A 25254-nucleotide genomic window follows, 5' to 3' on the forward strand; every position below is an offset into this window, starting at 1 on the left:
GCGGCATCATGGCGTCTCAAATAGGCGCAAGGGTACCACAGCCATGGCGCCGTGCGAGCGGCACGGGTTGGCTGTATGGCCTCATCCCCCGTATAATGCCGCGTTCTCGAGAAGGCCTGAACGGCGCGCACACTGGCTGGGCGCCGTCTTTCCTGTCTCTCCTCTTCAGTTTTTCCACGGGGCATCGGTGACGCGCGCATGGCCGCAGCAACGCAACCTATGACGAAGAAGCTCTTCATCAAGACTCACGGCTGTCAGATGAACGAGTACGACTCCGCCCGTATCGCGGATCTGCTCGGCGAATCTCATCGTCTGGAAATGACCGATGACGAAAGTGAAGCCGACGTCATTCTGCTCAACACCTGTTCGATTCGCGAAAAGGCGCAGGAAAAGGTCTTCCACCAGCTCGGTCGCTGGAAGAAGCTGAAAGCCGCGAACCCGGATCTGGTCATCGGTGTCGGCGGCTGCGTCGCCAGCCAGGAAGGCGAGAAAATTCGCAAGCGCGCGCCTCATGTCGACATGGTGTTCGGCCCGCAGACGCTGCATCGGCTTCCCACCATGCTGGATGCCCGCAGCAAGAGCGCGACACCGATCCAGACCGTGGACGTGACCTTTCCCGAGATCGAGAAGTTCGATCATCTGCCCAAGCCGAAATCCGACGGCGCGACTGCGTTCGTCTCGGTGATGGAAGGCTGCTCCAAGTACTGCACCTTCTGTGTCGTGCCCTACACTCGCGGCGAAGAGGTATCGCGCCCCTTCGAGTCGGTAATGGAAGAAGTCGTTCACCTGGCCGAACAGGGCGTGCGCGAAATCAACCTGCTGGGCCAGAACGTCAACGCGTATCGCGGCCTGGACGAGAGCGGCGACGAAATCGATCTGGCGGAACTGATCGCCTGCGTGGCGGCGGTGGACGGCATCGATCGCATTCGCTTCACCACTTCGCACCCGGTCGAGTTCACCGACAGCCTGATCGAGGCCTACGGCGAGATTCCGGAGCTGGTCAGCCACCTGCACCTGCCGGTGCAGTCGGGCTCGGATCGCATTCTTGCTGCCATGAAGCGCGGCCACGGCCGGGACATGTATATCGACAAGCTCGAGCGCATCCGGGCGCTGCGTCCGGACATCAGCTTCTCCTCGGACTTCATCATCGGCTTCCCCGGCGAGACCGACGAGGACTTCGAAGACACCATGGACCTGATCCATCGCATCGGCTTCGATGCCTCGTTCAGCTTCATCTATTCCAAGCGTCCCGGCACGCCGGCGTCCAGCCTGCCGGACGACACTCCCGTGGAGACGAAAAAGCAGCGCCTGGCGATCCTGCAGGATCGGCTCAACCAGCAGACGCAGCAGATCAGTCGCCGCATGGTGGGGAACCGGGAGCGGATTCTGGTCACCGGCTTCTCGCCCAAGGATCCGGGGCAGCTTTCCGGGCGTACCGAAAACAACCGTGTCGTCAACTTCCGGGCCGAAGATCCGACGTCGCTGATCGGCTATTTCGTCGACGTCACCATCACCGAAGCCCTGCCCAATTCACTGCGTGGCGAGCTGGTATCCGCCGACCGCTATTGAGTTAGCGCCAATCGCCCTCATCTAGCCTGACGCAAGGCGAGGCGCTCCGTGCCTCGCCTTGCTCCGCCAGACTGATTCGCATTCGATACGCGGGAGAGCCTGTCGGAACCAGGTGCAGGTTAATCCCGGTCATTGCCTCGACAGGAAGCGGCGCAGTAAGCTGGCGATAAGTTTTCAAGTTGCACCTTTTTCCAAGCCAACTTTTTCAAACCAACGGATCTCTTTGCGTTGACCCAAGACCAACAGTCTGACAGCCGCGTCGTGTCCCTGACACTCGAACCCAACGATCCCATGCGCCTGGCCAATCTCTGCGGCCAGCGCGACGAACACCTGAAGCTGGTCGAGGCCCGCCTCGGCGTGACGCTGCGCAATCGCGGCAACGTCTTCCAGCTTGCGGGCCCGGATGCCAGCGTCAAGGCAGCGGCCAACGTGCTCGAACACCTCTACCGCGAGACCGAAGCCGACGAGCTGACGCCGGATACAGTGCATCTCTATCTTCAGGAGTCCGGCGTCGAGGCGCTGGAAGAGGAAACCGGCGACATCGAAGCCGGCGGCCTGCTCATCCGGACGCCGCGAACGCTGATCAAGCCCCGCGGCTTCAACCAGCAGGGTTATGTCGCCAGCATCCGCCGCCACGACATCAATTTCGGTATCGGCCCGGCGGGCACCGGCAAGACCTATCTGGCGGTCGCGGCGGCGGTCGAGGCGCTCAATCGTCAGGAGGTCAGACGCATCCTGCTGGTACGTCCGGCCGTCGAGGCCGGCGAGAAGCTCGGCTTCCTGCCGGGCGATCTGGCGCAGAAGATCGATCCTTACCTGCGCCCACTCTACGACGCGCTCTACGAGATGCTGGGCTTCGAGCACGTCAACAAGCTGATCGAACGCCAGATCATCGAGATCGCCCCGCTGGCTTACATGCGCGGGCGGACGCTCAACAATGCCTTCATCATTCTCGACGAGAGCCAGAACACCACGCGCGAGCAGATGAAGATGTTCCTGACCCGTATCGGCTTCGGCTCGACGGCGGTGATCACCGGCGATGCGACCCAGGTCGACCTGCCCCGTGGCTCGAGCTCCGGCCTGATTCACGTGCTCGAAGTGCTGCGCGACACGGCCGGCATCGGGATTACCCAGTTTGCACCCAAGGACGTCGTTCGCCATCCGCTGGTGCAGCGCATCATCGAAGCCTACGACATCCACGAGGCAACCGAGGAAGCGGCCCAGCGCCAGCGCCGGGAAGACCGTCGTCAGGCACGCCTCGACGCGGAATCCCAGCGGGATCAAGGCGAATCATGAGTCCCGAGATCGACCGTCAGATTGCCGTCGGCACCGAGGCCGAAGCCGCCCTTCCGACACAGGCGGAGCTGGAAGCCTGGGTCGGTGCCGTGCTCGACCAGGAAGGCGATGGCCGCCACGAGTTGACGATCCGCTTCGTCGAACGGGACGAGAGCCAGCAGCTCAATCGCGACTATCGCGGCAAGGACAAGCCGACCAACGTGCTCTCCTTTCCCTTCGAGACGCCGCCCGGAATCGAGCTTCCCCTGCTCGGCGATCTGGTGATCTGCCACGACATCGTGGTGCGCGAAGCGCAGGAACAGCACAAGTCGACCCAGGCGCACTACGCCCATCTGGTAATACACGGTTGCTTGCATTTGCTCGGCCATGACCATATAGATGATCAGGAAGCCGAGCAGATGGAAGCGCTGGAAAGAACGCTGCTCACCCAGTTTGGCATCACGGACCCCTATCGTGTCATCGATCCGGAACCCGATGTCTAGACGCCGACCCACGACGCTAACATTCATCGCCATGCCGACACCGACGAGACCTTCCTGCCCTGCCTGGAACGAGGGCCGGGAAGGATCAAGCGAGACCCCGAGCTTGACGGCCGAACAGCCTGACGAGCCTCCGCCTAGCCGCTCCCGGATTGCGGACGGGCCCCTTCGGACATCGACCATCGATTCAACACATGCTGTTATCGAGCCCCCGTTTAGTGCGGTGCGGCCACGCGCGCGGGCGTCATGCCGGCGCGCCATCGTTTTCCCCTTCCGTGCGTCATCCGAGGACAAGAGACCACAGTCATGAGCGAAGACCGATCGAGTAGCCAGAACAGTCGATCCTGGCTGGATAAACTCATCAGTACCTTCTCTAGCGATTTCGATGAACCCAGCTCCCGCGAAGAGCTGCTCACCTTTCTGCGCGAGGCCGGCCCTAGGCTGAACCTCGATCAGGATGCGTTGACCATCATCGAAGGTGCCTTCCAGATCAGCGACCAGCAGGTGCGCGAGGTAATGATTCCGCGCTCTCAGGTCACCGCGATCAACGTGACGCAGCGCCCGGAAGATTGCCTGCCGATCATCCTGGAAACCGCACACTCCCGTTACCCGGTCATCGACGACAATCTCGATGACGTCATCGGCATTCTGCTGGTCAAGGATCTGCTGCCGCTGCTGAAGGGCAATCCCCAGGAGCGCGAGGCGTTCGAGCTGCGCGATGTGCTGCGCCCGGCGATGTTCGTTCCCGAGTCCAAACGCCTCAACAGCCTGCTCAAGGAGTTCCGCGACACCCACAATCACATGGCGATCGTGGTCGACGAGTACGGCGGCACAGCCGGTATCGTCACCATCGAGGACATCCTCGAGCAGATCGTCGGCGATATCGAGGACGAGCATGACACCGACGAGGAAGAGGACATTCGCGACATGGGCGACGGCACCTATGCCGTCCGCGCGCTGACGCCGATCGAGGACTTCAACGAGCATTTCGACACGGCCTTCTCCGACGACGAGTTCGATACCGTCGGCGGCTTGATCATGCAGCGCTTTGGCCACCTGCCCGGTCGCAACGAACATACCGATCTCGGCGAGTGGCGATTCACCGTCCTCAATGCCGATAATCGACGGATCCGCCTACTGCAGGCCAGGCCGGTGCCGGCCGAGGTCGAAAGCGACTCCCCGCGCCGTATCGAAAGCTGATCGATTCCGCCCTTCGGCTTGCAGGCACTTGACGCATTCGATCGGCAACTTTGATATAAGGGGCACTTTTCGCAAGGAGTGCCCCCGACATGCCGCAAGCCAAGCCGTTGATTTCCGCCCGTCGACCCTGGCCGGGCTATCTCGCTGCGCTGGTCGCCGGCGGGTTCTCCACGCTCACCTTCGCCCCCTTCCACCTCTGGTGGCTGGGTCCGGTCGCCGTGGCCCTGATGTATCTCGATCACCACCGCCTGAGCGTGGGTCAGGCCGCCCTGCGCGGCTGGCTGTTCGGCGTCGGGCTGTTCGGGACCGGCACCTCCTGGGTCTACGTCTCGATCCACGACTACGGCTATACCGGCGTGCCGCTGGCGCTGTTTCTGACCGCGCTGTTCGTCGCCACGCTGGCGCTGTTCCACGCGTTCATCTTCGGTCTCTACCGGCGGTTCACCTCGCCCCGGCTGGCCTTCCTCAGCTTTGCCGGGGTCTGGGTACTGGGCGAAGCCTTTCGTAGCTGGGCGTTCACCGGCTTCCCGTGGCTGTTGCTGGGCAGCGCCCATGTCGATTCGCCGCTGGCGCCCTGGGCGCCGATCGGTGGCGTCTATCTGCTGTCGCTGATCATCGCGCTCAGCGGCACGCTACTGGTCGAATTCTGCCGTCGGCACTGGTGGGCGGTCGCGCCCGTCGCCCTGCTGTGGCTGGTGCCGCTGGCCCTGCCCACCCACTGGACATCGCAGGCCGCCGATCCGCTGCGGGTCGCGCTGCTGCAGGGCAACCTGCCCCAGCTTTCCAAGTGGAGCACCGAGGGCCAGCGCAACGCCGTCAACACCTATACCCGCATGACGCGCCAGCAACCCGACGATGTCGACATCATCGTGTGGCCGGAAACGGCACTGCCCATGTTCGAGCAGCAGGCGCGCCCGTTCATGGCTCGACTGCAATCGACGCTCCCCCCGGAGACGTCGCTGCTGACCGGCATCGTTCAGCGCGACGAGGCCGGGCGTTACTACAATGCCATCACGGGCGTGGGAGACCTCCGCGGCGAGTACCGTAAGAGCCACCTGGTGCCGTTCGGCGAATTCCTGCCGCTGGACTTCTTGCTGCGTGGCATCATCGACTTCTTCAATCTGCCGATGTCCGACTTCGCTGCTGGCGCCGACTCCCAGCCGCCGATCCTCACTCATCGCGTCGCCATCGGCAGCGCGATCTGCTACGAGATCGTCTATCCCGATCTGGTCGCGGAGCGCGCGCGCGATGCCAACGTACTGCTGACGGTCTCCAACGACACCTGGTTCGGTCGCTCGATCGGCCCCCTCCAGCATTTGCAGATGGCGCAGTTGCGCGCGCTGGAGAACGGTCGCTACGTCATTCGCGCCACCAGCAACGGCGTTACCGCGATCATCGACGACCAGGGCCAGTTGCGGGAGCAGGCGCCGCAGTTCGAAACTGCCAGCGTGGTCGGCGATGTCGTCCCGATGACCGGGCTGACACCGTTCACGCGCACCGGTAGTTGGCCGACCTGGATATTGTCGTTGCTGCTGATGGCCCCGGCGCTGGTGTGGAAGGTCCGCCAGCCGGCGTAGGAAGATAGAACACAGGAAAATAGATAGACGGCACCGCCACTCTGTCAGGATTCGCCTTCGAATCCAGCGAGGGTGACGGCGCCGTTTCCGGAACGATCCCGTCCTCCAACACATCTCGATCCACCCTCTTCTCTCTTCTTTCTTCCCACCTCCGCTTTTTCAATATGCGACGCCGGTTTATCGATTGGTTCCCGCTCGCAGGAAGACACTTGCCTCGCGAGTGACGATAGCGTTGGATGGAAGTCTTCATTTCCAGTCATCGAGTTCGCCATGACACTGTCCCTGGTCTCTCCCGACGATATCCGCAGCGCCTTCTCGCAAGCCATGTCCGACATGTACCGCCAGGAAGTGCCGCAATACGGCGATCTACTGGAACTGGTCGCCAACATCAACCGCGAGACGCTGGCAGCGGACCCGGCACTGGCCGCCCGGCTCGATGCTCAGAACGAAACGTCGCGCCTGGATGTCGAACGCCACGGGGCGATTCGCGTCGGCACCGCCGAGGAGCTGTCGACGCTGAGGCGGGTCTTCGCGTTGATGGGCATGTTCCCGGTGAGCTATTACGACCTGTCGGAAGCGGGCGTGCCGGTTCACTCCACCGCCTTCCGCCCCATCGACGAGGATTCGCTCCGGCGCAATCCTTTCCGCGTCTTCACGTCGCTGTTGCGCCTGGAGCTGATCGAGAACGACGACCTGCGCCGCCAGGCCGCCTCGATCCTTGCCGAACGCGACATCTTCACGCCGGCGGCCCGCGAGCTGATCGAACTCGGCGAGCGCCAGGGCGGCTTCGACCGCGACCAGGCCGAGCGCTTCGTGACCGAGATCCTCGAAACCTTCCGCTGGCACCGCGACGCGACCGTCGATCACGAGACCTACCAGGCGCTGCACGACGCCCATCGCCTGATCGCCGACGTGGTCTGCTTTCGCGGCCCGCATATCAATCATCTCACCCCGCGCACGCTGGATATCGATGCCGCCCAGGCTGCCATGCCCGACTACGGAATCACGCCCAAGGCCGTCATCGAAGGCCCACCCAAGCGCGAGTGGCCCATTCTGCTACGCCAGACCAGCTTCAAGGCACTGGAAGAGCCGGTGCGCTTCGCCGGCAGCGATGGCGGCACCCATACCGCTCGCTTTGGCGAGATCGAGCAGCGCGGCATGGCGCTGACGCCCAAGGGGCGCGCGCTGTACGATGAATTGCTGGCCAAGTCCCGCCAGGCGCCGCCCGCCGCCGACAATCTCGCCCACCAGCGCCAATTGAGCGAGTACTTCACGGCATTCCCGGATGACCTGGACGCGCTGCAGCGTGACGCGCTGGCCTACTTCCATTACGCGATCAGCGAGAGCGGCCGCCAACGCCTGGCCGACGGCGAGCCAGCCCCGGCCTCGCTGGACGAGGCCCTGGCAGCAGACTGGATCGACGCCACGCCGATCACCTACGAGGATTTTCTGCCGGTCAGCGCCGCCGGCATCTTCCAGTCGAATCTCGGCGATGCCCGACACCAGGCGTATGCCAATGAATCCAATCAGGGCGCCTTCGAGCTCGCCCTCGGCCGGCCGGTTCACGACGAGTTCGAACTCTACGGCCGGTTGCAGGAGGACTCTCTGGCTCGCGTGCGGCAGCAGTTGGGGCTGGATGGTTGAGCAGAACGGCAGCGTCGATTCGTCGGTGGTCGCTGCCGGAACACTTCTCGTCGCTTGCATGGCGATAGCGTGCCGCCCGTCACCATAGGCTGGGAGCTTCCCTCCCGGAACCTCATGGAGACAGGCAATGGCTACGGTCAACAATAACAATGCGACCGCATCGGTCTCGACCGACGTCGATCTCTCCACGCTACGCAAGGTAATCGCGGCTTCGGTAATCGGCAATTTCGTCGAGTGGTTCGATTTTGCCGTCTACGGCTTTCTGGCCGTGGTCATATCGCAGCATTTCTTCCCGCCGGGGGACGATTCCCTGGCGCTACTGCAGACATTCGCCGTATTCGCGGTCTCGTTCGCCCTGCGCCCGCTGGGCGGCATCTTCTTCGGCATGCTCGGCGACAGGATCGGACGCAAGCGCATTCTGGCGGTGACCGTACTGCTGATGGCCGGAGCCACGACGCTGATCGGCATCCTGCCGACCTATGCAAGCGTTGGCCTGTTCGCCCCGCTGGCACTGGCGCTGGCTCGCTGCGTTCAAGGCTTCTCCGCCGGCGGTGAGTATGCCGGTGCCTGCGCCTTCGTGATGGAACACGCGCCCACCCATCGCAAGGCGCGCTATGGCAGTTTCGTCCCGGTTTCGACCTTTCTGGCCTTCGCTACGGCCGCGGCATTGACCTTCGTCATCAGTGCCCTGCTGTCAGAGGAAGCTCTGAATGCCTGGGGCTGGCGCGTACCGTTTCTGATCGCCGCACCACTGGGACTGGTCGGGCTCTACATGCGTTTGCGTCTGGACGAATCTCCCGCCTTCCAGGCCCTGAAAGCGCAACACGCCGTTCCGCAGGCACCATTGAAGGAAACCGTGCGCACGCATGGCGCGACCATCGTCAGCCTGAGCGCGTTCATCTCGGTCACGGCGCTATCGTTCTACATGTTCACCACCTACTTCACGACCTACATGCAGGTTGTCGGAAGCGCCTCGCGGACCACCGCCCTTCTGGCCAGCCTCGGCGCGCTGATCTTCGCGGCGGCGTTGTGCCCGTTCGTCGGCCGTTATGCCGACCGCGTCGGACGGCGCCGAACGATACTGACGGCGGGGATCTGTCTGATCGCTGCCGTATTTCCCGCCTATACGCTGGCCGGCAGCGGAGAATGGTGGGCATCGCTGATCGGCGCGATGCTGATGGCGGTGGGCGCGGTGATCTGCGGCGTAGTCACGGCGGTCCTGCTGTCGGAGCAGTTCCCGACACGCGTGCGCTACACCGCCTCGGCGCTCTGCTACAACGTCTCCTACACGATCTTCGGCGGCACGGCACCGCTGGTCGCGACGTGGTTGATCGAGCGTACCGGCAACAACCTGTCGCCGGCGATCTACCTGATCGCAATCACGCTGCTGGCGATGTGGGGTGGTCTGCGCCTGCCGGAATCCGCCCATCGTGCCTTGAACGCCGACGAATCCGAATGGCAGCGCGCTCCGAAATCCGCCGCCCAGCCGGCTCTCTGATCCATCGGCAAGCCGCTCACGGCTGGCTGATCCATCGGCAAGCCGCTCACGGCTGGCGGGCATAGATTCTGGCCCGCCAGTCGGCGACTTCGTAATCCGTGTCGAAATGGCAACCGCCATCGTAGACAGCGGCTTCCCGCGTTTCGCAGTACTGGGCAACCGCCTCCGGTGTAGGCTTGTGACCGCGCTCGACCCAGCGGTCGAGGGATTCCAGCGCAGCGGCATATTGCGGCGTGGAAAGCTTGCTGTGTCGAGCTTCGTCGGTATAGATCTGGACCAGCGAGTCGGCCGTGCCGCTATCCTGGCGTGCGCGCCGGTATAGCCATTCGTTCTCGACGAAGATGATCGGGTCGTCGATGGCGTGCATGGTCACGGTGGGGATGTCGGTATTCCCGCTCAGCCCCGCATCCGCGCCAAGCTTCTCGACCGCCCGGGCATCCTCGTCGAAGCGGGAGATCCCCTTGTTGAGCGCCTCGTCGTTGCTCGAGCCCCGGTAGCGTACGTTGCGGTTGGAGAACGGACTCGCACCGCCGAGACGCTGCTCGACCATGTCCTGAAACAGAAACGTCGACCAGCGCATGTGCGCCTTCAGCGTGCCGGGCGGAATCCGCACGACATCGACGATATTGTTCAGCGTCTGCTGCTGGATGAGCGTGCGCTGCGCCGCCGGCAGGCCGGCGCCGGTACAGGCGTCGACCCGGGCATTGAGTTCCTCCGGCGTCATCTCGGCGCCTTTGGGCAGCCCTTCCCAGAGCGGGTATTGCGTTTCGTCAGGATACGGGTGGTTGGCGCAGTAGTACTGGTAGACGGCGCGGAGATCGGCGCGAAACTGATAGGCCTGGGTACCGCCCCCGAGCACGCCGCTGGTGAGCAGCGCCCCATCGTAGCGATGGTGGCCATTGTCGTCCGTTCCGTAGAGCTCCATCGCCTTGGCGGCCACGTTACCGCCCCAGGACTGCCCGTGCAGGTAGATGCGTTCGGGCTGGCCGAAATGCTCGACGAACAGCCGTCGCAGATAGTCGGTGTCTTCGGCCGCCATGCGCACACCATATCCGCCACGCCGATAACTGGAGCCTGCCCAGGCGTAACCCTCGCGAACCATGACGTCATACTGACGCAGGTCGATATCGAGAGGATCGTCGGGTTGCGGGGCATTGGGGCGCGGCCCGCCATGACTGTGCAGAACCAGTTTGTGATTCCAGTCGTCGGGAATCGCGATCCAGTAGTAGGCGCCGTGAGTATCCTGGCCGGTGAAACATCGGGTGGCGGTCGGCAGCCAGTCGGGACAATCGGCCTGGGTCATTGAATCGGCATCCAGGGAAAGCTCGTCGGCCTGTAGCGGATGGCAATATCCCGCCAGCAGGCCGATGACCAGCAATCCTTGCCGCCAGGTGGGAGTTGGCTTCGGCACGCTTGGGCCCTCGTCGGTTTTGGCACGGAATGCCGTTACGACTGACCTCGCTGCCAAATGTTCCTCAGGCGGCGATGCCCGCTTACGCTTGGGAATCGGAGGACGGCACGCCGGAATCGCGCTGGAAATAGCGATGCCCGCAAGCGTGACAGGCGTCCAGACGGGCCACCTGATCGAGCATCACGCCAGCCCCGCAGTGAACACAGCTCATGCGCCCGGGCAGGGCCACTTCCCCGGCGGTATAGTCGGCCCGGGCCGCTTCGAGATCGTCATCGAAGCGTTCGCGGTCGATGGTGGTGCGATCGGCGATCGAGAACAGCGCTTCGCTGACTCGTCGCGAGAGCACGTCGAGATCGATCCCCAGCCAGGTCGCGACGCCTTCGCCGCCCTTGGCCAGAAACTGACGAAAATCACGCATGTCCCGCTCGACCCAGGCTCGCAGCAGCGCCACCTCGTCCTTGGTGAACTCCTCGAATTCGGCTTCGAATGCCACCGCCTCGTCGAGTTCCTTCTGAAAACTCTCCCAGGAGAGCTCCCCGCCGCCGTCCTTCAATCGGGTCAGAATGCGCTCGTACGCTTCGCTGAGACGGGAACGCGCCTCGGGTCGTGACTGTTGCTCATCCATGGCTATTCCCCTTGTCGTTACTGATCGAGTCGTTACTGATCGAGTCGTTGCCGATCGAGTTGCTGCTGGTCGATTTGCCTGGCTTTCATTGCCCGGCCCTTCCTGACGAACCCTGCGCACCGTGCCTTGTCTGTCAGGCGCCCTATTCGCCCAAAATCCACCCCGCCAGCGCCAGGCTCTTACTTGCGACGATGGGTCTGGGGTATGCTTGTGGGCCTGAAAAATCAAGCCGGCCCCGCGCTTTTCGTCTGTGATGAGTATAGCTTTTTGCGGGGACTCTGGCGCTCCCATACGCTGAACGCAAGGTGCCTGACCAAACCGATGGACGCACAGTACAACCCGCAAGCGATTGAAAACGCCGCCCAGCAATACTGGAACCAGCACCAGAGCTTCAAGGCCGTCGAGGATGCGACGCGCGAGAAGTTCTACTGCCTGTCGATGTTCCCCTATCCCAGCGGCAAGCTGCATATGGGCCATGTGCGCAACTACACCATCGGTGACGTGGTCACGCGTTTCCAGCGCATGCAGGGCAAAAACGTGCTGCAGCCGATGGGCTGGGACGCCTTCGGGATGCCGGCCGAGAACGCCGCCATCAAGAATCGGGTGGCGCCCGGCAAGTGGACCTACGAGAACATCGACTACATGCGCGGCCAGCTCAAGGCGCTGGGGTTCGCCTACGACTGGAATCGTGAATTCGCCACCTGCGATGTCGATTACTACCGCTGGGAGCAGTGGTTCTTCGCCAAGCTGGTCGAGAAAGGCGTCGTCTACAAGAAGATGTCGACGGTCAACTGGGACCCTGTCGACCAGACCGTGCTCGCCAACGAACAGGTCATCGATGGTCGCGGCTGGCGTTCCGGCGCGCGGGTCGAGCGCAAGGAGATCCCGCTGTGGTTCCTCAAGATCACCGACTACGCCGATGAGCTGCTGGCCGATCTCGACAAGGTCGAGTGGCCCGAGCAGGTCAAGACCATGCAGCGCAACTGGATCGGCAAATCCCGCGGCGTCGAGCTCTCCTTCGACGTCAAGGGCGAGGACGGCGACGAACAGACCGAGCGTCTCGACGTCTACACCACGCGCCCGGATACCCTGTTCGGGGTCACCTACGTCGCGGTGGCAGCCGGTCATCCGCTGGCCAAGCAGGCCGCCGAACAGGATCCGGCCATGGCCGAATTCCTGATCGAATGCCAGCAAGGCGGCAATTCCGAAGCCGAGCTGGCGACCATGGAGAAACGCGGCCGCGACACTGGCTATCGCGCCATTCATCCGCTGACCGGTCAGGAAGTGCCGATCTTCGTCGCCAACTTCGTGCTGATGGAGTACGGCACCGGCGCCGTGATGGCCGTACCTGCCCACGATCAGCGCGACTGGGAGTTCGCCACCAAGTACGAACTGCCGATCCAGCCCGTGATCGCCGATGCCGAAGGCAACGCGCCGGATCTCTCCGGCGGCGCCTACGTCGAGCACGGCAAGCTGATTCGCTCCGGCGAATTCGATGGCCTCGAGTTCGAAGCCGCGTTCGATGCGATCGCCGCCAGGCTCGAATCCCAGGGTCGCGGCAAGATCAAGATCAACTATCGTCTGCGCGACTGGGGTGTCGCTCGCCAGCGCTACTGGGGCGCGCCGATCCCGATCAAGTATGGCCCGGATGGCCAGACCGTTCCGCTCACCGACGATGAACTGCCAGTCGCGTTGCCTCAGGAGGTCGAGGTCGACGCTTCGGGTTCACCGCTCAAGAAGATGCCGGCGTTCTACGATCTGGGCGACGGCTGGACGCGTGAAACCGATACATTCGACACCTTCATGGAGTCCTCCTGGTACTACGCCCGTTTCTGCTGCGCCGACAACCCGGAGGCGATGCTCGACGATCGCGCCAACTACTGGCTGCCGGTGGATCTCTACATCGGCGGTATCGAGCACGCCATTCTGCACCTGCTCTACGCCCGCTTCTTCCACAAGCTGATGCGTGACGAAGGCTTGGTGAACGGCGACGAGCCGTTCCAGCGCCTGCTCACCCAGGGCATGGTCATCGCCGAGACCTTCTATCGCGAAACGGAAAACGGCGGCAAGGAGTGGTTCAACCCGGCCGACGTGGAAGTCGAGCGCGACGACAAGGGGCGCCCGACCAGTGCCAAACTGATCAGCGACGGGCAGCCGGTCGAGATGGGCGGCATCGAGAAGATGTCCAAGTCGAAGAACAACGGCGTCGACCCGCAGGCGATGATCGATCGCTTCGGTGCGGATACCGTGCGCCTGTTCATGATGTTCGCCGCGCCGCCGGAACAATCCCTGGAATGGTCGGATTCCGGCGTCGAGGGCTCGCATCGCTTCCTCAAGCGGCTCTGGAAGCTGGTTGCCGATCATGTCGCGGCGGGAACGCCGGCGTCGCTCGACGTGAACGCGCTCGACGATACGCAAAAGGATCTGCGCCGCAAGACACACGAGACCATTGCCAAGGCCGGCGACGACATCGGACGTCGTACCACGTTCAATACCGCTATCGCCGCGGTGATGGAGCTGACCAACGCGCTGGGCCGTTTCGACGATACCTCGCCGCAGGGTCTCGCCGTCAGTCGCGAAGCCATCGAAGCCTGCGTCCTGCTGCTGGCGCCGATCACCCCGCACGCTTGCCATGCGCTGTGGCAGGCACTGGGCCATCAGGAGCCGGTCATCGACGCGGCCTGGCCGACGGTGGACAAAGACGCACTAGTCAAGGCCAGCATCGAGATGGTGGTGCAGGTCAACGGCAAGCTGCGTGCCCGCCTGGACGTGCCCGCAGAGGCCGACAAGGCCGCGGTAGAGTCCCTCGCCCTGGCGGAGGAGAACGTGCAGCGCCATATCGAAGGCAAGAGCGTGCGCAAGGTCATCGTCGTTCCCGGCAAGCTGGTCAATATCGTCGCCAACTGAGCCGTTGCCATCTGAAACGTTGCCATCTGAAACGTTGCCACCTGGAACCTTGCCAAGCGGCAACGTTCGATATCGGACCCATCCGGCACTGCGAAAGCGGTGCCGTCATGTCAAAAGGAGCTTCTCATGATGCGTCGCACCGTTCTGGCCGGCCTGATGGCCGTGTCATTGACTGCCTTGGCCGGCTGCGGCTTCCAGCTCCGTGGCCTGAATCAGCCGACCCTGGCTATCCCGGAGCTGAATCTCAACGCCAACGTCTCGCCGTTCAGCGAGGAGGTTCGTCGCGCGCTGGAGAATGCCGGCACGCGTATCAGCGACACGGCGGACATCCGCCTCAACCTCGGCGACGAGCGAATCAGCGAGAATCGGCTCACGCGCTCCGATTCCGGCAGCCGCGAAACCGAAGTCACGCTGACGGCACCCTTCTCCGTTCAGCGCGAATCAGACGACGCCTACCTGTTGAATCAGCAGCAGTTGGAAGCGTCGACGACGGTATTGCTGTCGACCGACGACATCTATTCCGGTGAAGAAGTGCGCAACGAGGCCATCCGGCAGCTGCGTCGAGACGCGGCGACCCAACTGATCGATCGACTGGATGCGCTCGAGACCCCATGAAGGTATTTCCCGACAAGCTGGAAGACGCGCTCAAGAAACGTCTGCCGCCGGTGGTAATGGTGGCAGGCGACGAGCCGCTGATTCATCTCGAGGCCTGCGATGCCGTTCGCCGGGTTGCCCGCGAGCGTGGCATCGAGGAACGAGAGGTCATGCATGTGGAGTCGGGCTTTCAGTGGACTCAACTGCTGGAATCGGCTTCCAGCCTGTCGCTGTTCGCGTCGAGCAAGCTGATCGAAGTCCGGCTGGGCGGACAGTCGCCCGGCCAGGATGGCGGCAAGGCCCTCGAGGCTTACGCCGAACAGGCCGGCGACAGCGATAACGTACTGCTGCTGTCCAGCCAGCGTCTGGACCGCAAGGCGCAATCGAGCAAATGGTTCAAGACGCTGGACAAGCTGGGCGTGTTCGTCCCGGTGTGGCCAGTGGATCACCAGCGCCTGGGCTTCTGGATGCGTGACCGGGCCAATCGCTATGGCTTCACCATGGACATGGACGCGGCCCGACTTCTCGGCGAGCGCACCGAGGGCAACCTGCTGGCAGCCGACCAGGAGCTGCAGAAACTGGCGCTGCTGATGCCGCCCAACGCCCGCCTCGATGTCAGCGCCATCGCCAACGGGGTCGAAAGTAGTGCGCGTTACGATGTCTTCACGCTCACGGATGCCTGCCTGAAAGGCGACCGTGATCGAGTCGCGCGGATCGTGCGCGGCTTGCGTCAGGAAGGTGTCGAAGCGCCGGTCATTCTGTGGGCACTGACCCGCGAGCTACGTACTCTGCTGTCGATCTTCCAGCATCTCGACCAGGGTCAGAGTCTGGAACACGCCTGCAAGGCGCAGCGGCCGATGATTCCGGAAAAGCGCCGTCCCGGTTATCAGCAGGCACTCAAGCGACTCCCCCAGCGTCGTCTGCACAAGCTGCTGCTGTTCGCACAGCGCATCGATCTGGCCATCAAGGGCGCCGTCGCCCTGCCGGTGTGGGATTGCCTGCAGGATCTCGCCCTCACGCTGGCCGGCGGTCGCGGTTTGCTGGCGGAAATGCCTTACGCCTACCGTACCGCTTGACGTCTTTTACCGGACTTCTTTACCGGCGTCTCTGCCGGCCTTCTCAGCCAGCGTGAAACGAAGCCGAATTTGACCTCCCCACGGCACATCCATATAGTTGACTATCTCAACTATCCAGCAATGTACGTCACAGGCTCCATGTCCCGCCCTTACTCCTTTAACTTGCCGCTCGTGTTAGCCATCACCATGGCGCTCGGGCCGTTGTCGATCGATGCCTACCTCCCCGCTTTCCCGGCCATGGCCGATGCGATGGGGGTCGGCATTGGTGACGTGTCGAGGAGCCTCTCGGTCTATATCTTCGGTCTCGCCATCGGGCAACTGGTCGGTGGTCCGCTATCGGATCGCGTGGGGCGATCCCGCGTCATGTATGCGGGGCTGGCTATTTTCATCGCGGCCGCCCTGGGCATTACCCAGGTCGATGACCTGAACCTGCTGCTGATGCTGCGTGGCCTGCAGGCCTTCGGTGGTGGCTGGATCATGGTGCTGGTGCCGGCGCTGGTGCGAGACCAGGTCAGGGGGCGCGAAGCGGCCAAACTGTTCAGCATGATCGGGCTGATCATGGTGGTAGCTCCCGGTGTCGCGCCCAGCATCGGCAGCGCCCTACTGGCGCTTGGCGACTGGCACGCGATTTTCTGGTTCCTCGCCATCTACGCGCTCGGCGTGATTCCGTTGCAGGCTCGCGTGGTGCTGCGCCACGCCAGGCCCACCGCCAAGGCCCATCATGAAGACTCGCTGCTGACCCGTTACCGTTTCGTTCTGGCGACCCGGGCCGCGCTTCCTTTCATTGCCCTGCAGGCCTTTGCCTTCTCGGTCATGATGCTGTTCATCACTCACGCATCCTTCATCTATCAGGCCCATTTCGGTCAGTCGGAGAGCGCCTTCTCGCTGATGTTCGGCGCCAATATCCTGGTCATGCTGCTGGTCAACCTGACCAACCGCGCCGTTCTCCACCGGTTCACGTCGCGACAGATTCTGATTACCTGCCTATGCGTGCAGTTCACCGGTGTCCTGCTGCTATCACTGATGACCTGGCTGGAGGTTTCCGTCTGGCTGTTCCTGCCGGCCATGATGTTGACCATTGGCGCCCAGGGCGCCGTCGTGCCCAACAACCAGGCCTGCTTCATGGAATACTTCGAGCGCCATGGCGGCACTGCGGCCTCTCTGCTCGGTGCCTGCCAGTTCGGGGTTGCCGGCACGCTGAGTGCGCTATCGACCCTGCTGCCGGAAACGTTGGGCTGGGTCATCGCCTCGATGTTTCTCTGCTCGCTCGTCTGCATGGGTGTCATCGTCGGCGCACTGCGTCCACACCGGGCCCGCTGAACCGACCTGAACAGTCGTGAGCGTCACGCCTGCGGCAGACGTAAAAAAGCCGGGCGACGCCGCCCGGCTTAACGATGGACAAGCTGAAGGGATGTCTAGGCGGAAGGAAACCTAGGCGACGCTGGCGGTGTCCGGGTTATCGTCGACCCCGGCCACGGCAACCTCGTCACTGTCCACGAAGAGATCCTCGAAGGCCTGCATCAGGCTGGTGTTCTCGTCGCTCGAGGCGATCATCGAGGACATCGATGCCATGGGCGTCGCCGTCGCACTGGCTTCCGGTGTCAGCGTAAAGGACTGCAGGTTAAGCGCCCCGCCATTGAACGTCAGCCGCAGCGTCTGCTCACCCGCTGCGAGATCGAGCTTGATACCGTCGTTGATCTGGTAATTGTTCCAGCCACCGGTATTGGTGACGGACTGCGGCGCGGCGCTGGTATAGACAGCGCCATCCTGCTCGACGCTGGCCGTGACGGTGCGGCCGTTGGACATCGTGGCAGCGGCGAACGACAGCTGATAGGTGCCCGCCTGGGCGACGTCGATGGTGTACTCCACCCATTCGCCATTGGCGATCGAGCCGATCGAGTTGCCGTTGTCGCGCAGATCGACGCCTTCGTTCCTCGTGTTGACGCCCAGCTGTTCCTCGCTACTGTCATGGTAGGCGACTTCCGCCCCACCCTCGTCATAGAGCCCGGCATTCAGCGTCAGCCCATCGTCCACCGCCCAGGGCGTGCTGGAAGCGTTGAATGCCGATTGAGCGGCAGGTGCCAGACTGAAGGACTCCAGATTCTGCGAGCCGCCGTTGAAGGTCAGCCGCAGGGTCTGCGTCCCCGCCTCCAGGGCCACGTGCTGGCTGTCGGTTGCCTCGAAGGTGTTCCAGCCGCCGGTGTAATCGACGCCGATGGTCACGACTTCGTAGACCCCGGCGCCGTTGTCGAACGTGGCCGTGATCGAGCGGGCGCTACCCGTCTGCGCACCTAGCGCGGACAGGAACGAGAGATCGTAGACGCCGGCCTGATCGACCTCTAGCGTGTATTCGACCCACTCCCCGTCCTCGATCCAGCCGATGGCGTCGCCATTGCCGCGAATGTCCACTCCGCCCTCGCGGAAGCTGGTGCCCAGCTGGGTTTCGCTGGAGTCCTCGTAGGTCAGATAGGGCGCGCCCTCGTCGAACAGCGCCGCATCCAGCGTCAGGCCATCGTTATCCACGACCCACGGCGTTGCCGAATTGTTGAATGGGGTGCGTGCCGCCGGCTCGATACCTTCGACCAGGAACACGTTGTCGTTGTAGTCGTAGTTGATGCCGGTGTAATCCATGACCACGAAGTAGGTATTGGCGATGGCGTTTCCGGCGGTGTCGTAAGCCTGGAAGACACGCACGGTATGGCCACGCTCGATACCCGCGTCCTCGGCCGGGGGCGTATTGCCGCCGGAAGGATTCAGCGAGGGGTCGGTGGAGAGATCGGCGATCGAGATGCCGAAGATGTCGTCGCCGGCCCAGCTGTCGGGAATCCGCCCACGAGTGAAGGACGCCGTTGCATAGTCGCCGTTGGCGATTTGCGGCAGGAACGACTGGCTATAGAGGCTGTCGTGATTGCTCAGCGATGCGCGCGCCGCCTTGTCGCCCGGGGCATGCAGCGCCAGCAGCGCGCCACTGTACCCGTGCAAGGCCGCCAGCTGGGTGACTGTGGCCGACTCGACGCCGTCGGCGATCTGCCAGTAGCGCGACAGCACTTCCTGGTCGTTGGCCGCTCGGTAGAGATCGAAATCCTGCAGCACGGAGCTGCCACCACCGTCCAGCGTCGACAGGCCATCGATGTGATTGCCGAAGCCGAACACTTGCCAGATCTCGTTGAGGTTGGGCTCCCAGCCCCCTTCGTCCCGCGCCTGCCAGAAGCCGGCCAACTGGATCTCCGTCACCGGCTGATCGGCATCGTTGGAGACGATCGTCATGGTGCCTTCGAAGACGCCACTGGCTGCGTTACTGGTCGGCGGTGTATAGGCGTCCCGGTTGAACAGTACGCCAACCTCGATGGATTCGCCGGGCGCCAGCCTCAGGTCATCGAGGGCATCCGCGTCCGCCAGCATGAACGGGCCGCTCAACGTCACGCTGCTGACCCACAGATCACCCGTGCCGTTATTGGTGATGACGACCGACCCGCTATCCTTGTACTCGCGCGGCACCGGGGAAGAGCTGGTCGCATCGTTGTCTTCGAGATAATTGAAAGCGATGCGGTCGCTGAAGTAGGCCGGATCGGTACTGACAACGCTGATGTTGCCGTCGGAGACGACCGTGACGGGCTCGTCCGACACTTCTAGCGAGTCGATATCGGGCCCGACACCATTGGGCGCGATGACCGTGACGGTGTTACTGCCCGCCGCCAGCGTCACTTCCACCGTCTGGTAGATCCAGTCGCTCACCGTCTGGCTCTGGGCAGGGAAGTTGACCGTCGGATAACTGACCCCGTTGATCGTCAGCGCCATGGGGCGGTCGGCCTTGCCACTGGTCAACGAGTAGCGGAATGCGATTTCATAGACACCGCTCTGATCGACGTCCACATCCCAGCTAAGGCTCTGGTCGCCGCTGCCGACGAAATCGACGAAGCCTTCGCCCGAGGCGTCACGATCGGTCTGAGAGGAAGGAATGACGACGGCGCCGCCCTCGATGACCGCAGCCTCTGCTTCGTAGACGGCATAACCCGGCGTCGTGTCCTCGACCAGTACCTGCAACTGATCGATATTCGGCCCCGTGTTGCTGGTCGACTGCAGTCGGATCGTATTGGCGCCGGCGATCAGCTCGGCCGGAATATCCAGTGTCTGCCACGTATTCCATGCGGCATTGCCACTGACACCGACCGGCGGCGCGAAACCATAGACGCCGATGCTGACATCGTTGACGAAGACTTCCAGCGGCCGGTTGGCCGTGCCCCCGTTGGCGTAGCGAATCCGAAGTACGGCATCGCCAGCGTCGGCCGCACTCATGTCGACGTTGAAAGTGATGAAATCCGCCGTGGTCGCGCCAAAGTCGGCGTAGCCGCCGATCACACCATCGCTGTCGTTGGTGTTGCCGTCGAGCCCGTAGGCGCCGGGACGCACGCCGTACTCCGATCCGACATCGGTGGGCTCGGGGTTGTCGCCGTCTCGGATCACGATCTGAGCGCCGGCCCCGGAAGCGATGATCGCCTGGGACTCGTCTTCGGCCTGGATAGTGGCAATAGTAGTCAAGTCGGCATCTCCTTCTCCGGGGTCAATGATATCGCCAGGCACCGGATCCAGCCGGACGACCTGGCTCTCGCCCGTGCTGCGATTGAGCGTTATCAGATAGAGCTGGCCGGTCAGCGGATTCTCGATGATATCCAGGGGATCGACATAGGAGATGACATTACCGTCGACGTCACGCAGCACGTTATCGTTCGAGACGTTGCCCTCCTCGTCCAGCGTGATCCAACGGATATCGTCACCGCCGGAGTACTCGACGAACAGCAAGCTGCCGTCCAGCGTCGCGCCGAAAACGTTGCTGGTATATTCGATGGCGCCGTTGGGTGAACGGTTGGTACCCAGGGAATACACATCGTCGATCGCGTAATTGCTGTCGGGGTTGGTACCTACCGCGTACTCGTCGGTCTCGTTGGTATCCTCGCCGGCGGTCGGATTCCCGCCGTTGAGGATATATTCGTCGTGCATCGGGTTGGGGTGGCCGTAGTAGCCCCCTTCCTCGACCTTGAATAGCCAGTCGTCCTCGATGCCCACGTTGATCAGCCCTTCGTTGTAGGCCGTCGAAGGATCGTCCGGCGTGACACCGCCGGCAGCCGAGCCGTTGGTGGGCGCGTACAGGCTGCCGTTGGAGTGCCATACCAGATCATAGGCGTTGCGAATGCCGGTGGCGTAGACCTTGAGGACGGCATCGGCCGCAAATGGATCGTAGTATTCGATCAATACGTTGCCGTCGGCATCCTGCATCGTCGCGGTGCCATCTTCCGCGAAGACCAGGTACTGGCCGCCACCCATGTCGATGGGGCCGTTCTTGAGGTCGCCGTCATCGTCTTCGTAGCGAGTGTTGGAACCATCGGTCGGCAACGGTTCGGTCGAGACGTCGAAGCCCCCCGCCGGCGCATCCCGATACGGATCGATTTCGAGTACCGCGGCGTTCAGCAGTCGCTCGGGACGGTTACCCCAGGCACTGTCGTCTCCACCCATCGCGGTGTTGGCCCCCTGCGAGACATACAGCAGATAAGGCGGCACGTCAGGGTTGGTCTCGGCGTCGTATTCGGGGTTGGCGTGGAACACCAGGCTGTTGGTGACATGGTCGCCGTTGGAACGCGGCAGCCCCGTGATATAGGTTTCCGCCAACCCGGAGAACGTGGCGTCGCTATCGTCGATCGTGACCTTGCTGACCCGTCCGCTGAAATCGGGCACACCGTTATCTCGCCCGCTTAGCGGAATGGGGTAGTTGTCGGTCACCCATAGCACGTTGGGGTCGGTCGGATCGAAAGCGAGCCCCATGATGCCCCGAGCGCCCTCCTCGCTCTGGAAGTAGTCCAGCGCCAGCGTCTGCTCGTTGGACAGCGCCCCGGTGACCGGATCGACATCGAAGCGCTTGATCTCGCCGTTCATGGTCGAGACGTAGATCTTGCTGTAGTCCGGCGACATGGTGATGGAAGTAAACAGGTACGCTCCATCTTCGGCACCGTTCAGCTCCACCGTCGTGTCGAAGGCCACTTCGCTGTCCTGGACTTCCGGTTCGGCGCCGGTCACGAAGGTAGTGGTGAATTTCTGGAACTCGCGGGTGGGCGCGCTGGGATCGTCGTTGTCGCCGCGGTCCTGGAAGCCGTCGATCACCAGCGTGTAACTGGTGTACTCATCCAGCTCACCCACCGGCGATATGGTCAGCGAATCGAACCCGCCGGTGGTATTGATGTTGAACGCGACCTCTTCACCGGTAACGGTGTTGAAGAGCTTGACCGAGCCGTCGTTGAGACTCTCCAGCAGCGCGCCGCCGCGACCGTCGACCACCGAAATACCGATGAAGATATCGGACGTAGGATCGACGCCCACCGGCGGCGTACCATCCTCCGCCTGGAGGGACACCTCTACCTGCTGCTCGCCGACACCGGCAACCGCTCGTGGATCAGTGAAATAAGCGTAATCCGCTGGTGCCTCGCGGTCATCGTTGGGCGTCAGATCCGGCAGTGACTGGATCTCGATGTACTGAATTTCAGTGTTGGCGCTGTCGACGCCGATCGAATCGAGCGTCAGCCGCCCGTCGGTGACCTGCACGATCCGCGTGACCAGCGTCGACCGGTAACCCTCGCTGTCGTTGGTGGGATCGTCATCGGCAGGGAAGCCGTCCGGCCGCTCGGATGTCAGTTCACCGAACGATTCACCCTCGGCATTGATAAGATTGACGCTGTCATAGGAGCCGCCACTGTCGCCAATGGAGATCGTGACTTCGTAATAGCCGTCCTCCAGTTCGATCTCCCAACCGGCGTCCTGGCTGTAGCCGGGTTTGTCGAAACCTGCGTAGGTGGCTTGCAATGAGTCTACGTTGGCAAGCGTGCCGCTGCGATCTCCCAGAGCATCGGGGTCCTGACCGGCGATCGCCATCGGCATCGTACCGTTGGCTGTGCCATTGGCGATGGACGCTTCAGTCACCCATCCATATTGGTAGCTCTGACCGTCAATGTTCACTGACTGCTTCCCGAACGCCAATCCGGTATCCGCTACATAGCCGTCTGGCGTCGTGGAGTCTGCCGGCTGAAAGTTGATCTTCACCTCGAAGCGCTCACCCGGTTCTACGCTCGGCTCACTTTCTACTTCGCTATCAACCGACAAACTGTCGATATTGGGTCCGGTATTGCCGATATTGGCAAGTCTGATCACGTTATCGCCGGCACTGAGGTCGATCTCGATCGTAGTCTCGGTCCAGTTTTCCCAACCTGCGCTACCCACTCCGGTAGACGCAAAGGCGATGATTCCCTGAGCATCTCCGTCCACGGACAGCGCCATGGGGCGATCCGCCGCGCCGCTGCTGGCGTAACGAATCGTCAGGAAATAAGTGCCTGATTCGACGACGTTAATCGCGAAGGAGGCTGCATCCCCCGCCTGCGAGCCCATATCCAGATAGCCGCTACCATTGAAATCACCCCACAACCCATCGCTGCCACCACCACTGGCTTCAGGATTGTTGGCATCTCGCACGACGGTATCAGCCAGAGAAGAACCATCATCGATGGCAAGCGCTTCTCCCTCGATCGAAAACGCCACCTTGGGAATGGCCTCGGCGTAGTCGAAGCTGATCTGATCGATATTGGGGCCGTTAGGTATCCCCCCCTCTTCTGTCGAGGGTATCGTCCACTTCAGCGTATTGCCGCTCGCCGAAAGCGGCACCGACACGCTGATCTCGCTCCAGTCGGTCCAGGATCCGGTCGGCGGGAACGAGACCAGTGTGGGCTCGGCACCATTGATGGAGAGCAGCAGCGGGCGATCGCCGGTTCCGCCATTGACGTAGCGAATCGTCGCGGTATAGATCCCGGTCTCCTCGGGGGAGACCTGAAAGGTGATCGCATCGCCGGCATTCGTGCCGAAGTCGACATAGCCGCCATCGATCGCGCCCGCCCTGACGACGCCCTGCGCGTCGGGATGTTCGCTGTCGACGACTCGCGTCAGGCCAGCGCTGCTCGTCGATCCGCTGTCATCGATGGAGACCAGCGCCGGGTCTTCGGCCTGAATGACCAGCTGCGCCGGCCCGTCGTCGACAGCGACCGCGGTCAACGTCAGGCTGTCGATATTCGGGCCGCCTCCCACGATGTTCTCCAACCGGATGACATTGGTACCGCTATCCAGGGTCAATGTCAGCGTCGCGTGCTGCCAGGTTTCCCAGCCGACCGTCCCGGTACCGGTCGAGGGAAACGTCAAGGTGCCCTGATCGTTGCCATCGACCAGCACCGCCATCGGGCGTGAAAAACCAGATGCACTACTGCCGGCATACCGCACATCGAGCTGATAGGTGCCGGCAGCGGCGACATCCACCTCGAAATAGGCCGCGTCCCCGATCTGTCCGCCCATGTCCATGTACCCGGTACCGCTCGATCCATCCCATAGCCCATCAGACCCCGCTGCCGCCGTAGCTTCGGGATTCGCTGAGTTACGAATTACGGTGTCGGCAGCCGAGGCGCCATCATCGGGCATCAACGATTCGCCCTGGAGGGTGAAGACATCGCCCGACCAGCCTTCGACATTGACGATTTCGATATCGATCGATTGCTCACTGCCAGTCAAAAGCTGACCGCTTCCATCCAACGCATCCAACATCAGATTGGTCAGACCTCGGTCCAGATCCGAGGGCAACGTGAAACGATAGGGGCTCTCAGAGGTCAACTGCTCGCTCGGATTACCCGCCGAGTCAGTTACCGCAAGAGAGAGACCGGCGACGTCACTGGCGACAAAGCCAGCGCTGTCGATGGGCGTGACTTCCAGCCAGTAGTCCTCGCCAAGAAAGTCACGGGTGATCGCAGCGCCCTGCGTCAACGTCTCGACGACGTCACCTGTCTGGGCATCGATGATGGATAGCGTGAACATGAATGGAGCACCTACGCAGAAGTTGGTGTTTATGAAACGAGCGAGAATGACCTTCACCCGTTCGGCGCTAACCGACACGATGTTGACCTTCCGGGCACTAACGGAAGCCCCCTATCGCTGGTCGTTGTTATGTACAGGAAGACCCAGGACGGACTCGTGACTAAAATTTTATCGCCGGAGTCTTACCGATGGAGTCTTACCGATGGCAACCTAGCGCTTCTCACTTTCGGCGCAAAGTTGAAACTTCTACAACCATGAAAACGAATTTAGCGAGGCGCAGGAAAGATTTGAGTTTTCCACGCCCTGATTTCGGCAAACCATCATCGTGTTAGCCAAGCTTCTGCCCCTATTATAAAGGCGCGTTTACATAAAATTTCAAGAATGAGAAATATCAAACTAAAGCACTAAAAATCGCCCTGAAATTTCAGCACAAATTCGTAACCGCCACTCCATTAGATCCTTTATTTTTATTCCCACCAACTTCCC

14 protein-coding genes are annotated in these 25254 nt (G+C 62.3%); 11 read left to right on the top strand and 3 right to left on the bottom strand.

Annotated features, from left to right (window positions below; genetic code table 11):
- Positions 1-219 precede the first annotated feature (219 nt).
- The 7 genes from miaB (at position 220) to R3F72_RS14020 (ending at position 9263) form a co-directional block, all read left to right on the top strand.
- Positions 220-1569, top strand: coding sequence for a tRNA (N6-isopentenyl adenosine(37)-C2)-methylthiotransferase MiaB (gene miaB / locus R3F72_RS13990; protein WP_087718712.1), 1350 nt, complete (start codon positions 220-222; stop codon positions 1567-1569).
- Positions 1570-1860: 291 nt separating this feature from the next.
- Positions 1861-2865 (top strand): PhoH family protein, encoded by a 1005-nt coding sequence (locus R3F72_RS13995; protein ID WP_083387181.1) that lies wholly within the window; start codon positions 1861-1863, stop codon positions 2863-2865.
- Positions 2862-3347, top strand: coding sequence for an rRNA maturation RNase YbeY (gene ybeY, locus R3F72_RS14000; protein ID WP_087718711.1), 486 nt, complete (start codon positions 2862-2864; stop codon positions 3345-3347). The genes R3F72_RS13995 and ybeY overlap by 4 nt, the downstream gene beginning before the upstream one ends.
- A 303-nt stretch (positions 3348-3650) precedes the next feature.
- Entirely contained in the window at positions 3651-4544 is an 894-nt protein-coding gene (locus tag R3F72_RS14005; RefSeq protein ID WP_071230372.1) for an HlyC/CorC family transporter, read from the top strand.
- A gap of 89 nt (positions 4545-4633) precedes the next feature.
- A complete protein-coding gene (gene lnt, locus R3F72_RS14010; RefSeq protein ID WP_332779953.1) occupies positions 4634-6121 on the top strand; it encodes an apolipoprotein N-acyltransferase in 1488 nt (495 codons plus the stop codon).
- Between the two features lie 270 nt (positions 6122-6391).
- A complete protein-coding gene (gene hglS / locus R3F72_RS14015) occupies positions 6392-7765 on the top strand; it encodes a 2-oxoadipate dioxygenase/decarboxylase HglS (RefSeq protein WP_332779954.1) in 1374 nt (457 codons plus the stop codon).
- 127 nt (positions 7766-7892) lie between these two features.
- Positions 7893-9263 (top strand): MFS transporter, encoded by a 1371-nt coding sequence (locus R3F72_RS14020; protein ID WP_332779955.1) that lies wholly within the window; start codon positions 7893-7895, stop codon positions 9261-9263.
- Positions 9264-9309: 46 nt separating this feature from the next.
- Here R3F72_RS14020 and R3F72_RS14025 read toward each other — a convergent pair whose 3' ends face one another.
- Both R3F72_RS14025 and R3F72_RS14030 read right to left on the bottom strand, forming a co-directional pair.
- Positions 9310-10674, bottom strand: coding sequence for an alpha/beta hydrolase family protein (locus R3F72_RS14025; protein WP_332779956.1), 1365 nt, complete (start codon positions 10672-10674; stop codon positions 9310-9312).
- Positions 10675-10756: 82 nt separating this feature from the next.
- Positions 10757-11299: a zinc ribbon-containing protein gene (locus tag R3F72_RS14030; RefSeq protein ID WP_332779957.1), complete on the bottom strand. Its 543-nt coding sequence runs from the start codon at positions 11297-11299 to the stop codon at positions 10757-10759.
- 321 nt (positions 11300-11620) lie between these two features.
- Here R3F72_RS14030 and leuS point away from each other — a divergent pair, with 321 nt between their 5' ends.
- The 4 genes from leuS (at position 11621) to R3F72_RS14050 (ending at position 17196) form a co-directional block, all read left to right on the top strand.
- Positions 11621-14206: a leucine--tRNA ligase gene (gene leuS / locus R3F72_RS14035; RefSeq protein WP_332779958.1), complete on the top strand. Its 2586-nt coding sequence runs from the start codon at positions 11621-11623 to the stop codon at positions 14204-14206.
- A gap of 126 nt (positions 14207-14332) precedes the next feature.
- The gene (locus R3F72_RS14040; protein ID WP_332779959.1) at positions 14333-14821 is read left to right on the top strand and encodes an LPS-assembly lipoprotein LptE; all 489 of its coding nucleotides are present in this window, start codon (positions 14333-14335) and stop codon (positions 14819-14821) included.
- On the top strand, positions 14818-15876 hold the full coding sequence (gene holA, locus R3F72_RS14045) for a DNA polymerase III subunit delta (protein WP_071230364.1): 1059 nt from the start codon (positions 14818-14820) through the stop codon (positions 15874-15876). The genes R3F72_RS14040 and holA overlap by 4 nt, the downstream gene beginning before the upstream one ends.
- Positions 15877-16014: 138 nt before the next feature.
- Entirely contained in the window at positions 16015-17196 is a 1182-nt protein-coding gene (locus R3F72_RS14050; RefSeq protein WP_303856164.1) for a multidrug effflux MFS transporter, read from the top strand.
- Positions 17197-17307: 111 nt separating this feature from the next.
- Here R3F72_RS14050 and R3F72_RS14055 read toward each other — a convergent pair whose 3' ends face one another.
- Positions 17308-24768, bottom strand: a complete 7461-nt coding sequence (locus R3F72_RS14055; RefSeq protein ID WP_332779960.1) for a carbohydrate-binding protein — start codon at positions 24766-24768, stop codon at positions 17308-17310.
- Positions 24769-25254: the final 486 nt, after the last annotated feature.

Source organism: Salinicola sp. 4072 (assembly GCF_036663415.1).
Taxonomy (GTDB): domain Bacteria; phylum Pseudomonadota; class Gammaproteobacteria; order Pseudomonadales; family Halomonadaceae; genus Salinicola; species Salinicola salarius_A.

What these genes read in the sequence shown, in the direction of transcription:
- hglS (WP_332779954.1), top strand. Translation starts at nt 6,392, where the DNA reads ATGACACTGTCCCTGGTCTCTCCCGACGATATCCGCAGCGCCTTCTCG.
- R3F72_RS13995 (WP_083387181.1), top strand. Translation starts at nt 1,861, where the DNA reads ATGCGCCTGGCCAATCTCTGCGGCCAGCGCGACGAACACCTGAAGCTG.
- R3F72_RS14050 (WP_303856164.1), top strand. Translation starts at nt 16,015, where the DNA reads ATGTCCCGCCCTTACTCCTTTAACTTGCCGCTCGTGTTAGCCATCACC.
- holA (WP_071230364.1), top strand. Translation starts at nt 14,818, where the DNA reads ATGAAGGTATTTCCCGACAAGCTGGAAGACGCGCTCAAGAAACGTCTG.
- R3F72_RS14055 (WP_332779960.1), bottom strand. Translation starts at nt 24,768, where the DNA reads ATGTTCACGCTATCCATCATCGATGCCCAGACAGGTGACGTCGTCGAG.
- R3F72_RS14020 (WP_332779955.1), top strand. Translation starts at nt 7,893, where the DNA reads ATGGCTACGGTCAACAATAACAATGCGACCGCATCGGTCTCGACCGAC.
- leuS (WP_332779958.1), top strand. Translation starts at nt 11,621, where the DNA reads ATGGACGCACAGTACAACCCGCAAGCGATTGAAAACGCCGCCCAGCAA.
- ybeY (WP_087718711.1), top strand. Translation starts at nt 2,862, where the DNA reads ATGAGTCCCGAGATCGACCGTCAGATTGCCGTCGGCACCGAGGCCGAA.
- R3F72_RS14040 (WP_332779959.1), top strand. Translation starts at nt 14,333, where the DNA reads ATGATGCGTCGCACCGTTCTGGCCGGCCTGATGGCCGTGTCATTGACT.
- R3F72_RS14005 (WP_071230372.1), top strand. Translation starts at nt 3,651, where the DNA reads ATGAGCGAAGACCGATCGAGTAGCCAGAACAGTCGATCCTGGCTGGAT.
- R3F72_RS14030 (WP_332779957.1), bottom strand. Translation starts at nt 11,299, where the DNA reads ATGGATGAGCAACAGTCACGACCCGAGGCGCGTTCCCGTCTCAGCGAA.
- miaB (WP_087718712.1), top strand. Translation starts at nt 220, where the DNA reads ATGACGAAGAAGCTCTTCATCAAGACTCACGGCTGTCAGATGAACGAG.
- lnt (WP_332779953.1), top strand. Translation starts at nt 4,634, where the DNA reads ATGCCGCAAGCCAAGCCGTTGATTTCCGCCCGTCGACCCTGGCCGGGC.